Below are 12,191 nucleotides of genomic sequence, written 5' to 3' on the forward strand. Positions count from 1 at the left end.
GCAAATGCCGGCGTCCGCTGGCGCACGTAATTCCCGGGGCGCATTTTGTTAAAATGCTCTTTTTCCCGGGGTTTGGGCGGAGTTCGGCGGGTGAATCCAATTTCGGTTACTCTCAGCACAAAATGCATACGCTTAAAAGGATTACAAATTGCCAACTCTACTGACACGGCGCCTGGCCCTGCTGGCCGATGAACAACACCGCGCCGTGCTGGCAGGCGGTTTGCGCGGCATCGAGCGCGAAACGCTGCGCGTGGACGGCGCCGGCCAGCTGGCCCGCACCCGTCATCCGGTAGCGCTCGGGGCAGCGCTGACCCACCCGCAAATCACCACCGACTACGCTGAAACGCTGCTCGAATTCATCACGCCCGCGCAGGCCGACATCGCCACCACCATCGCCAGCCTGGACGGCATCCACCGCTACGCGTACAGCAAGCTCGGCGACGAGATGTTGTGGAGCCAGTCGATGCCGTGCGCGCTGCCGCCCGAAGAAGAGATCGAGATCGCGTGGTATGGCACGTCCAACCTCGGCACGCTCAAGCATGTGTACCGGCGCGGCCTGGCGCTGCGCTATGGCAAGGCCATGCAGTGCATCGCCGGCATTCACTACAACTATTCGCTCGACGAGCGCCTGTGGCGCGTGCTCGCTGCCGACGATGCCGCCCGCGCGCCGGCGGCCAAGCGCCTGTCGGCCATGGCTTACCAGTCGGAAGCCTACCTGGCCACGATCCGCAATTTCCGCCGCTACAGCTGGCTGCTGATGTATCTGTTCGGCGCCTCGCCGGCGCTGGCTGCCGGCTTCCTGCGCGGCCGCCAGCACCAGCTCGAACAACTCTCGGACGACACCCTGTACCTGCCGTATGCGACCAGCCTGCGGATGAGCGACCTCGGTTATCAGAATGACGCCCAGTCGGGCCTGCGTCCGCACGAGAACTGCCTCGACAGCTACGTGGCAGCGCTGACGCGCGCGGTCAACCAGCCCTATGCCCCGTACGCCGCGCTCGGTACCAAGCGCGACGGCGAGTGGATCCAGCTCTCCACCAATGTGCTGCAGATCGAAAACGAGTACTACGCCACCATCCGCCCCAAGCGCGTGATCCAGACCGGCGAACGGCCGATCCAGGCGCTGTGCGCGCGCGGCGTGCAATACATCGAGGTGCGCTGCATGGATGTCGATCCGTTCGAACCGGTCGGTATCAGCCTGGAAGCGGGCCGCGTGCTCGACGCCTTCCTGCTGTTCTGCGCGCTGGAGGAAAGCCCGGCCATCACGCCCGACGAGGGCGCGCGCCACACCGCCAACTTTGCGCGCACGGTCAAGGAAGGCCGCCGCCCGGGCCTGATGCTCGACGGCGACCAGGGCCCGGTCGCGCTGGCGCAATGGGGCGCCGCGCTGCTGGAACGGATCCGCCCGGCCGCCGAGCTGCTCGACCGCCAGCGCGGCGACACCGTGCACGCCGACGCCCTGCGCGCACAGGCGGCCAAGCTGGCCGACCCGGACCTGACGCCGTCGGCCAGGGTGCTGGTGGCCCTGCGCGAACACGGCAACTCGTTTGCCGCCTTCGGCCTGGCGCAAAGCGCGCGCCACGCCGCCTATTTCCGCAGCACGCCGCCGGCGCCGGCCGAGGCGGCCGCACTGGACCGGATGGCAGCCGACTCGCTGGCCGAGCAGGCCGCCATCGAAGCGGCGCCGCGCACCAGTTTTGACGACTACGTGGCCGCCTACCGCAACAGCAATCTGTGCCACTCCCAGTACGGTGCCGCGTCGGACTGCGACTGAGCCAACCAGGGAGTCCGCGCGTGCTGACCTTCTACAACGAGCTGCACGACCAGCACCGGGGCCGCCACGAATTCTTCCGTGGCGCGCTGGTGCCCTGCTTCGAACAACCGGAACGGGCCGACGCCGTGCTGGCCGAACTGGGCCGGCGCGGGCTGGGGCGCATCGTCACACCGCAGGGCGTGCCGCTGATGTCGCTCGAACGCATCCATACCCCGCGCTACCTGCACTTCCTGCGCACCGCCTGGAGCGCCTGGCTGGCGCTGGACCCGGCCAATGCCGGCCGCGACGCCTTGCCGTCGGTCTGGCCGGTGCGCTCGCTGCGCCACGACATCGAACCCGACAATTTCACGGCCCGCATGGGCCTGTACTCGATGGACAGCGGCACGCCGCTCACGGCCGGCACCTGGACCGCCGCCAAGACCGGCGCCGACTGCGCGGTCAACGCCGCCCACGCGCTGCGCCTGGGCGAGCGCGGCGCGTTTGTGCTGAGTCGCCCGCCCGGCCACCACGCCGGCAAGGATTTTTTCGGCGGCTCCTGCTTCCTCAACAACGCCGCGCTGGCGGCCCAGCACATGCTCGACGACGGCGCCCGCAAGGTGGCCATCCTCGACATCGACTACCACCACGGCAACGGCACCCAGAGCATTTTCTATGACCGCAGCGACGTGCTGTTCGTGTCGATCCACGCCGACCCGCGCAACGAATACCCGTTTTATCTCGGCCACGCCGACGAGCGCGGCGACGGCGCCGGCCACGGTTTCAACATGAATTTGCCGCTGGCGCCGGGCAGCTCGGCCCAGGCCTGGTTCGCAGCGCTGGAAACGGCCTGCATCCGCCTGGGCAGCTTCGGCGCCGATGCGCTGGTGGTGTCGCTGGGCGTCGACACCTTTGCCGGCGACCCGCTGTCGCAGTTCGCCCTGCACAGCGCCGACTACCTGAAGATCGGCGAACGGCTGGCGTACCTGAACCTGCCCACCGCGTTCATCTTCGAAGGCGGGTACGCGGTCAGGGAGCTGGGCGTGAACGTGGTCAATGTGCTCGAAGGATTCGAAACCGCCTTATAACCCTGTCATCCCCGCGCAGGCGGGGATCCCATTGTGCCTGCGGACCAGCGACATCGGATTGCCGCCTGCGCGGCAATGACAATGCCAGGGTCCCTGATGTCAGTACACATCCCTGCGGTACCGCCCGGTCTCGATCAGATCGTCGAGCGCGGCGCGGCCGATGATGTCTTGCAGCGCCGCCTCCACGCCGCCGGCCATGCCCTGCAGGCTGCCGCACACGTACAGCACTGCGCCATCGGCCAGCCAGTCGCGCAGCACGTCGGCGCGCACGCGCAGGCGGTCCTGCACGTACTCGCCACCGGTCACGTCGCGCGAAAACACCAGGTCCAGTTCCGGCAACATGCCTGCCGCGCGCCAGCCGGCGATTTCCGCTGCGCAGACGCTGTCGCATGCGCGCTGGCGCTCGCCGAAGATCAGCCAGTTGCGCGCCTGACCTTCCTGCACCCGCGCCCGCAGGTGCGCACGCAGGCCGGCCATGCCGGAGCCGTTGCCGATATAGATCGCCGGCCGTGCTTCGGCGTGCGGGGCGAAAGCCGGATTGGCGACCAGCCGCACCCGGATGTCGTCGCCCACCTGCGCGGTGTCGGTGAGCCAGCCCGAGGCCAGGCCCAGGACCGGACCCTGTTCACCGGCGTGGCGCACCTGCCGCACCAGTAGTTGCAGCACGCCGTCGGCCGGCATCGACGCCAGCGAATAGCGGCGTGGCGTCACCGCTGGCGCGCCGGGCGGCGTGTAATGCCCGGGCCAGATGTCGGCCAGCGCGCCCGGATGCCAGTGCGCTGCCGGCTCGCCCGACAGGGTCAGCTCGTACAGGCCGCCGCCGGCGCTGCCCGGGTTGAGCAGCGTGCGCCCGACCAGGCGCCAGCGCGTGTAATCGCTGTCTGCCGCCGCCGACAAGGTGCATGCCTGGCCGGCGGCCGCTGCGCCGCTCAGCGTCTGCAGCGTGCCGGACCAGCGCGCCAGGGCGCCGGCGTCGCCGTTATCGACTTCTATGGTCGGCTGCAACGCTTGCGCGCCCAGGGTACGCAGGCGGGCGTCGAGCGTGTGGCCGAAACCGCAGAACTGCGCATAGTTGCGGTCGCCCAGCGCCAGCACCGCAAACTGCAGGTGCTGCAGGTGCTGCAGTTCCGCAGCAGCCGCGTGCAGCAGGCGGTTGAAGCGGCGCGCCGTATCGGGCGGCTCGCCCTCGCCGAAACTGCTGGCCACGAACAGCGCGCGGCGGTAGCGGACCAGTTGCGGCGGCGTCAGCTTTTCCAGCGAGTGCACGTGCACCGCCACGCCGGCCGCCTGCAGGGCCGCTGCGCTTTGCAGGGCCAGGCGCTCGGCGGCGCCGGTCTGGCTGGCGTAGGCCAGCAGCACGGCGTCGTCGGCGGCGCCGTCGGTGGCCGGGCCGGCCGCAGCGAATTGTCTGCGCGCGGCAGCAGCGCCGCGTTGCTGTCTGCGCCGGTTCAGGTACAACATCCAGCCGGTGATGGCAAACCCGGGCAGCGCCAGGCTGGCGATGCACATGGCGATCCGCCCCGGCATGCCGAAGAAGCTGCCCACGTGCAGCCCGTACATCGACGCCTGCAGCTTGCCGCCCGCGGTCATGCCGGCATACGGTTCGTTCCTGACCAGGGCGCCGGTCTGCTGGTTGATGGTCATGCGACCGCGCGCGCGCACGTGCGGCGCGTCTTGCGCGACCCAGACCACTTGCAGCGGCGCGCTGGCGCGCTCCGGCAGGCGCAGGATGGCCATGCGCCAGTTGGGCGCAGCGCTTTCGAACGTGGCCCAGCTGGCGGCCAGGTCGGCCGGCGCCGGCTTGGCACCGTGCGCCGGCCTGGGGCCGGGCGCTGCGCGCGCCACCTTGCCGACACCGAGCCAGCCATCGACGGTGCTGCGCACCACGTCGAAACTCCAGTACACGCCGGTCAGCGTGAACACCACGTACAGCACCAGCAGCCAGGTGCCGGCCACCGAGTGCAGGCCCCACAGGAAGGAGCGCCCGGTCAGGCGCAGGTCGAACTTGAGCCAGGCGCGCCAGTCGCCGACGCGGCGCGGCCAGCGCAGGTACAAGCCGCTCAGCGACAATCCCAGCAGGCACAGGGCCAGGATGCCCAGCGCGATGCGGCCGGCGTCGCGCGGCAGCAGCAGATGGCGGTGCAGCGCTTCCACCCAGTCGAACGCTGCGTCGTAGCGCAGCGGTGGCAGCAGCGCGCCGGTGTACGGGTCGAGGAAGAACGCCGCGCCGCGGGTGGCGCCGGCGGCGGGCGCCAGGCTGATGCGCGCCGAGCTACCGGGCGCAGAATAGACGGTGATGTTGGCGATGCGCGCCTGCGGCTGCACCACTCTGGCGGCAGCGGCCAGCTGCGCCGGCGTGAGCATCGGCGCCGCCTGCACGGCGACCTGGCGCACGCCCGGGTTGAGGGCGTCGAGCACCTCGTCGCGGAACGCCAGGATGGCGCCCGTCAGACCGATCAGCACCAGGATGGTGCCGGCCGTGATGCCCACCAGCCAGTGCAGCTGGAACCAGAATTTTTTCACGGTCCGACCCCGGCGCCTGCGGACGGCAGGCGCGCCGTGTCGGCACGGCAGCGCACGATGGCGGCGGCGGTGGTAACGATGGCAATGATCGAAGCAGGCGGACAGGATGCAAACATCCCGCCATTCTATACGTAATGGGAATCATTATCAATTACTGCTTGCGGAAGAGGTGGCGCTCAGCGGTCCAGCCATGCCACGATGGTGGCGATCATCTGTTCCGCATCGACCGGTTTCGAAATAAAGTCTTGCATGCCGGCGGCCAGGCATTCGCCGCGCTCGGCCTGGGTGACGCCGGCGCTCATGGCCAGGATCGGCGTGCGCACGCCGCGTTCGCGCAGCAGGCGCGTGGCTTCGTAGCCATCCATGACCGGCATTTGCACGTCCATCAGGATGATGTCGAACGGCGCCTGCGCCATGTCCACCAGCGCCAGCGCATCGCGGCCGTTTTCCGCCACGGCAGGCGTGGCGCCAGCCAGTTCCAGCAGGCGCGAGGCGACCAGCTGGTTGATCGGATTATCCTCGACCAGCAGCAGGCGGCGGCCGGCCAGCGGTCTGGCGGCCGCCGGCGCCGGCGCGGACGCAGGCGCGCCACCGGGCCCGGTGTGGGCGGCGCGATCGTCGAGCTGTGTCAGCAGCCGCTGCAGCGCGCGGCGCGTGACCGGCTTGGCCAGCAGGCCATCGAAGCGGGCATCGTCGGCTGCCGGTCCGGTGGCCGCATGCATCAGCACCAGCCGGGCCCCGGCCGCGCCCGCGGCCGCGCGCAGACGCGCGGGCGCAGCGGCGTAAAGACCGGCGCTCACCAGCACCACGGCGATGCGCGGACCGGCAGCGGCGCCGGCATGCGCGTCCAAATCGGCAACGTCGTCCGTACCGTGCGCGGTCGCGACCAGTGTAGTAGCGGCAGCGGGAGCGGCGGTGGCAGGAGCAGCAGCGCTGGTGGCAGAAGCATCAGCGTCGGCGCTAGCCCGAGGGGCGCTGCCGTGTTGCAGCAGCAGGGCGACGCCTTCGTCGATGGTGTTGGCGCTGTAGGCCGGTACCGCGCAGTATGCGGCGCCTTGCAGCAGCGCCTTGAGCGAGGCCAGGTGGGCATCGATGCACAGCAGTGCGCCGGTAGCCGGCGCTGTCGGTGCGCTCTCGTGGGCGTCGCTGGCGGCCGGCGGCGCCGGCAGCGACACCGTGAATTCGGCGCCGGCCCCGGCCGCGCTGGTCACCGTGATCTGGCCCTGCATCAGCGCCACCAGCTTGCGCGAAATGGTCAGCCCCAGGCCGGTGCCGCCGTACTTGCGCGAGGTGGACATGTCGGCCTGCTCGAACGGCTGGAACAGGCGCTGCTGCTGGACCGCCGACATGCCGATGCCGGTATCGCGCACGGTGATCGCCAGCGTCTGGTCATGCAGGGCCAGTTCCATCACCACCTCGCCGGCGGCGGTAAATTTCAGCGCGTTGTTGACCAGATTGGTGATGACCTGGCGCAGGCGCATGGCGTCGCCGACCAGCCGCGCCGGGAAGTCGGCCGGCACCACGATGGCCAGTTCCACGCCGGGCTTGCTGCCCGAGGACAGCATCGCCGCTTCGGCCGCTTCGACCAGCGCATGGGTGTCGAAGACGTCGCGCTCGATCTGGATCTTGCCTGCCTCGATCTTGGAAAAGTCGAGGATGTCGTTGATGACGTGCAGCAGCGAGCGGCCGCACGATTCGATCAGGTCGAGGTAGCCGCGCTGCTCGGCGGTCAGCCGGGTATGGCCGAGCAGGTGCGACGCGCCCAGCACTGCGTTCATCGGCGTGCGGATTTCGTGGCTCATGTTGGCGACGAACTCGCTCTTGGCGCGGTTGGCCGCTTCGGCCAGCTTTTCGTTGGCCGCCTGGGCGATCTCGATCTGCTTGCGCTCGGAGATGTCGGTCACCAGGATATGGAAGCCGCGCACCCCGCCATCGGCATCGATGTCCGGAATAAAATCGTTCATGAAATGCCGCGGCCAGTCCGGGCGATCGAAGGTTTCCTCGAAATGCACGGTGGCGCCTTCGAGCACGCGCACGATGCGTCCGCGCAGCAGCGCATACACATCGTCGCCAAGCACCTCGGCCATGTGACGCCCGAGCATGGTGTCGGGGGCGATGCCCAGCGCCCGCTCGTGGGCTTTGTTGGCAAAGCGGTAGATGTGGTCGCGATCGACGTAGGCAATCAGCGCCGGGCTGTTGTTGGCGATCGTGCGCAGGAACTTCTCGCTGTCGTGGGCCTTGCGCAGGGCCGCGCGCTCCTGCTCCTCGCTGCGCGACTTCGCAGCGAGCGACGCTTCAAGCGCCTCGGTGCGCTGCGCAACCTTGTCTTCGAGCGCGGCGTTCAGGGTATTGAGCTGATCGCGCTTTTGCGCCAGCCGCGCCAGCAGCGCATCGAAGGCGCGCGTGAGCGTATGCACTTCGTAGAAGCCGCCGCGCACCGACAGCCGGGCGTCGAGGTCGTCGATACTGGCGGTGGTGGCGCCGATGGCCGCTGCCGCTGCCGCCGCCCGCTGCAACGGCGCCGTGAGCCGGCGCGCCAGCAGCCAGCCGCACACGGAAAACAGCAGCGTGAGCGCGATGCCGCTCTGGTAGATGCGGCGCTGCATCGCGACCACGTGGGCGTAGGCGGTATCGGCTTCCTGGCGCGCCAGCACGGTCCAGCCCAGGCCCGGGTATTCGCCCTTGCCGTGGGTGGCGTAGCGCGCCGTGATATAGCGCTTGCCATCGACCCATTGCAGTTCGTTCGCCACCGGCGAGGCGGCCGGGACGCCGGGCGCCAGCCGGTCGAGCCGGTTACCGACCGCATCGTCGGGCCCCATCAGCACCGTGCCGTCGGCCGACACCAGCATGATCTCCACCGCCCGCTCGGCCACCGGCGCATTGAACATGCGTCCCAGCTGGCCGATCCAGGCCCAGCTCAGGTGCGCGCCCAGCACGCCGGCCGAGGTGCCGTCCGGCCCCGCCAGGCGCACCGGGAACGCCAGGTCGACGAAGCGCTGCGGATTGCCGCGGTCGAGCGGCAGGTGCTTGGCCAGCAGCTTGGCGTCGTGGACGTCGTGCACGTGGATACCCTTGGCGGCGTCGCCGAACCACGGCCGCATCGACACGTCCGCTCCCTCGAGCATGCCGCCGGTGCTGGCCACCACCTTGCCGCTGGCGTCGGCCACGCCGATCCACGCGTACTGCGGGGCCGATGTCTGCACCTGTTCGAGCAACTCGCGGCGGGCGGCTGCGGCGCGCGCGGTGTAGGCGAGTTCGCGGTCGATGCGCGCGGCCAGCTGACGCACCTCGAGGTAGCGCGTGGCCATGTTATCGTCGATCATGTCGGCCGCCGTGCGGGCGCGCTCGGCCAGGATGCCGCCCACGGTGCGCTTGATGTCGGTGGTGGCGATGCCGCCCACGATCCACACCATCAGCCCCGTCACCAGCAGCGTGGCAGCGGCGATCACGATCGCCAGCAGGGTGCTGAGGCCGGGCAGGTAGCGGCTATCGCGCAAACGCATGGAGGTTCACCGGTATGTATGTCTTGGAGGAAAAGTCTAACACACGGCCGGTGGCCTCCGACGCTAGCGGGAAGGTTCTTGCGCCGCCTTCCCTGCCTGCGCCGCTTCCTCCGCCAGCACCGCCGCCAGGCGCTGGCGTGCCTGCTCGGCATAGGTACGGCAGGCCTGCCGGTCGATGAAGGCGGCGTTGCCCCGCGCCGGCTGGCGCGCCTTGCGCTGCCACAGGTCGCCCGCTTCCGGGTGCGCCGTCACCAGGATGTCGCACGGCAGGGCGGCCACCGTGGCGATCGACCGTTCGAGGTCGGCGCGCGCACGCGGGTAGCGGGGGTCGCCGCCGTAGCGGAATGTGCGGTCGGCGTAAGCGGTCAGGCTGTCCGCATACACCATGTGGGCGGTGGTGGCGCCTTCGGTCGACTGCCAGGTCCAGCTGGTGCCGCCCTCGGTGTGGCCCGGCGTATAGTGGGCGGTCACCGCCAGCGGTCCCACGCGCACGACCTCGCCATCGGCGACGGCGCGGGTGCGGGCCACGGCTGCCAGCGGCGTGGTCAGGATGCCCAGTTGCGGATCGCCAGGACTGGTGCGGCCGGTGCGCAGCACCTGCTCGGCCCGGGCGCTGGCCAGCACGGTGGCGCCCGACATTTTTTGTAGTGCCGCGATGCCGCCCGCATGGTCAAAATGCGGATGCGAATTGAGGATGTACTGGATGTCCTCGACCTTGAATCCGAGTGCACGGATGTGTTCGGCGATGGCGGCGGGCGCCTGGGGACCGGCGCCGTCGATCAGGATGTGGCCCTGGGGTGACGTAATCAGTACCGAACTCAGCCCCGCGGTGCCCACGTAATAGCTGTTGCCGAACAGGGCGAACGGCGCCTGCGGACCGTCCCAGTCGGCCTGCGCGTGGGCGCGGCCGGCCAGGCCGGCGAACATGAGGGCAAAAACAAGCGACCGTTGCATGATATCTCCAGGGTTTGTGACTGATGACACCATTGTGCGACATTTGTCGCATTACCGTCAAGCCGGCATGGATGCAGCAACGGTCACAATTCCTTACAAATATAGCTTGCGATTAGATCGTGTGCTATGTATAGTGGATCACATGGGCGCCACGCAATGTGCAAAACCGGCGTCAACACGGAACACCGCAGTAGAATTGAAAAGTTGTTCCCCTCACTCATCGTAGTCATTGAAAGGAAAACATCATGTCGATCGAAAAAGTTCTCTACCGCGCCACCGCTACCGCCACCGGCGGCCGTGAAGGCAAAGCCCTGTCGTCGGACGGCGCGCTCGACGTCAAGCTGACTACCCCGAAAGAACTGGGCGGCGCCGGTGCCGCAGGCACCAATCCTGAGCAACTGTTTGCCGCCGGCTACTCGGCTTGCTTCCTGGGCGCCATGAAATTCGTCGGCGGCCGCGACAAGATCGCCATTCCGGCCGACGTTTCGATCGAAGGCAATGTCGGCATCGGCCCGATTCCGACCGGCTTCGGCATCGAAGTGGAACTGAAAATCTCGCTGCCCGGCATGGACCGCGACACCGCCCAGAAACTGGTCGACGCCGCCCACATCGTCTGCCCGTACTCGAACGCCACCCGCGGCAACATCGACGTCACGCTGACCCTGGTCTAAGCCCTTTCGGGGTCAGCGCCTGACCCCGAAGTTTTTGATGAGATGCATATGATTGAATGGCAGTGGTTGGCGTTTGACGAGATCGCCCGGCGTGACTGGTACGAGGTGCTGCGCCAGCGGCAGCAGGTGTTCGTGCTCGAGCAGACCTGTTTGTATCCCGACATCGATGGCCTCGATCCCGATTGTCACCACCTGATGGCGTGGCGCGAGGTCGATGGTCAGCGCGTGCTGCAGGCGAGCTTGCGGGTGCTGCCGCCCGGGCTCAAGTACGACGAAATGTCGATCGGCCGCGTGCTCACGACCCAGGCTGCGCGCGGCACCGGCATCGGGCGCGCCCTGCTCGACCGCGCCATGCCGCTGATCGACGCGCTGCACCCGGGCCACGCCTGCCGCATCGGCGCCCAGGCCCACCTGGAAAAATTCTACGGCGGCTATGGCTTTGTCACCGTCAGCGCGCCGTATGACGAGGACGGCATCATGCATATCGACATGCTGCGCCCTGCTGCGCTCGCGTCGCGCTAAAAAAAAACCGGCGGCATCGCTGCCACCGGTTTTTTTGCATCACGACACCATCAGTTCTTGGTATCGCCCACACTGACCAGTTCGATGGTAAATACCAGGGTACTGTCGGCCGGAATGGTCGCGGAGCCGGTTTTGCCGTAGGCGAACTTGCTCGGAATAATCACGGTGCGTTTGCCACCGACCTGCATGCCTTTGACCGCATCGTTGAAGCCCTTGATCACTTCCAGCGGCGAGGCGTCCACCAGGAACGACAACGTCGGCGCCACGGCCGGCGGGGTCGGTGCGGTGACCGGCACATTGGTGTCGAATTGCTTGCCGATGCGGCTGGCAACGGTACCGTCGTAGAAATAACCGGTGTAGTACACACGCGCATACTTGCCTGCCACGGGCGCAGCGCCCGTGCCCACGACCGGCGCCACCAGATCGGTCACTACCGCAGGCGGCGTCGCGGGAATGATGTTGGGCAGCATGGTCACGGCCACCAGTTCGATGTCGTACACCAGCGGCGAGTTGGCCGGCACGGCCGGGAAGGATTTTTGCGGATTACCGGTCGCGGTGCGGGCGGCAATCGCCGTTGCGCCATACGCCAGGCTGGCTGGCAGCACGACCGTGCGTTTGCCGCCGACCTGCATGCCGACCACGGCCTGGTCGAAGCCGATCAGGGCAGTGGTATTGGCCAGCGGTTTGCCCGCACCCAGCGTAAACGGCTGCATCGGGAAACCGGGGAACATCGATTCGCCCGGAGCCGAGGTTTCCACCACGGCGCCCTTGCCGTCCGGCTTGGTGCTGTCGTACAGGTAGCCCGTGTAATTGACGGTCACCAGCTGCGAGTCGATCATGTACCGGTTCAGGATATTCTTTTGGCTGTCCGGAATCGATTTATCGGCAGCGTCATCGGGATCGTAGATCGTCACCGTCGTGCCCAGCTTGGCCGTGGCGCCGGTACCGATCAACGTATCGGTCTGCTTGTAGTCGGGCTGCGCCACCACCACCGCAGCAGGCGGCTTGTAATTGCCGCCGCACGCGGTCAGCACTGCTGCGCCGATGACAGCCGCAGCGATCAATTTCAACATCGATTTCATGGTTACCTTTGCAGAGAAGTTCGTATTCCTTGGCAGCTTTGCAGCTTTTCAGGAGCAGCAGTGTAGCAGACCGGGCACCCGGTGCCCGGACCACAACA

Annotated in this window: 8 protein-coding genes; 4 read left to right on the forward strand and 4 right to left on the reverse strand. The window is 68.0% G+C overall.

The genetic code is table 11. From position 1 onward, the window contains the following. Positions 1–148 precede the first annotated feature (148 nt). Together gshA and ASF61_RS18880 are read left to right on the forward strand one after the other, a co-directional pair. The gene (gene gshA / locus ASF61_RS18875; protein ID WP_056159458.1) at positions 149–1,774 is read left to right on the forward strand and encodes a glutamate--cysteine ligase; all 1,626 of its coding nucleotides are present in this window, start codon (positions 149–151) and stop codon (positions 1,772–1,774) included. A gap of 20 nt (positions 1,775–1,794) precedes the next feature. After that, complete coding sequence (locus tag ASF61_RS18880; RefSeq protein WP_056159461.1) at positions 1,795–2,838, forward strand: histone deacetylase family protein; 1,044 nt, start codon at positions 1,795–1,797, stop codon at positions 2,836–2,838. 99 nt (positions 2,839–2,937) lie between these two features. Here ASF61_RS18880 and ASF61_RS18885 read toward each other — a convergent pair whose 3' ends face one another. From ASF61_RS18885 to bla, 3 genes are all read right to left on the reverse strand, one after another. Then, positions 2,938–5,361, reverse strand: coding sequence for a sulfite reductase flavoprotein subunit alpha (locus tag ASF61_RS18885; protein ID WP_082491812.1), 2,424 nt, complete (start codon positions 5,359–5,361; stop codon positions 2,938–2,940). 176 nt (positions 5,362–5,537) lie between these two features. After that, positions 5,538–8,864 carry an ATP-binding protein gene (locus ASF61_RS18890; protein WP_056159468.1) on the reverse strand — a complete coding sequence of 1,109 codons (3,327 nt, stop codon included), beginning with the start codon at positions 8,862–8,864 and terminating at the stop codon, positions 5,538–5,540. Positions 8,865–8,927: 63 nt separating this feature from the next. Continuing rightward, the gene (gene bla, locus ASF61_RS18895; protein WP_056159470.1) at positions 8,928–9,818 is read right to left on the reverse strand and encodes a subclass B3 metallo-beta-lactamase; all 891 of its coding nucleotides are present in this window, start codon (positions 9,816–9,818) and stop codon (positions 8,928–8,930) included. 245 nt (positions 9,819–10,063) lie between these two features. On the opposite strand from bla, the gene ASF61_RS18900 reads away from it, so the two are divergent. Both ASF61_RS18900 and ASF61_RS18905 read left to right on the forward strand, forming a co-directional pair. Then, complete coding sequence (locus tag ASF61_RS18900; RefSeq protein WP_056159473.1) at positions 10,064–10,489, forward strand: organic hydroperoxide resistance protein; 426 nt, start codon at positions 10,064–10,066, stop codon at positions 10,487–10,489. 48 nt (positions 10,490–10,537) lie between these two features. Then, the gene (locus tag ASF61_RS18905; protein ID WP_056159476.1) at positions 10,538–11,011 is read left to right on the forward strand and encodes a GNAT family N-acetyltransferase; all 474 of its coding nucleotides are present in this window, start codon (positions 10,538–10,540) and stop codon (positions 11,009–11,011) included. Between the two features lie 50 nt (positions 11,012–11,061). Here the strand turns inward: ASF61_RS18905 and ASF61_RS18910 are convergent, their stop codons facing one another. Beyond that, the gene (locus tag ASF61_RS18910; RefSeq protein ID WP_162242013.1) at positions 11,062–12,084 is read right to left on the reverse strand and encodes an FKBP-type peptidyl-prolyl cis-trans isomerase; all 1,023 of its coding nucleotides are present in this window, start codon (positions 12,082–12,084) and stop codon (positions 11,062–11,064) included. Positions 12,085–12,191 lie beyond the last annotated feature (107 nt).

This window comes from Duganella sp. Leaf126, assembly GCF_001423125.1.
GTDB lineage: Bacteria > Pseudomonadota > Gammaproteobacteria > Burkholderiales > Burkholderiaceae_D > Rugamonas.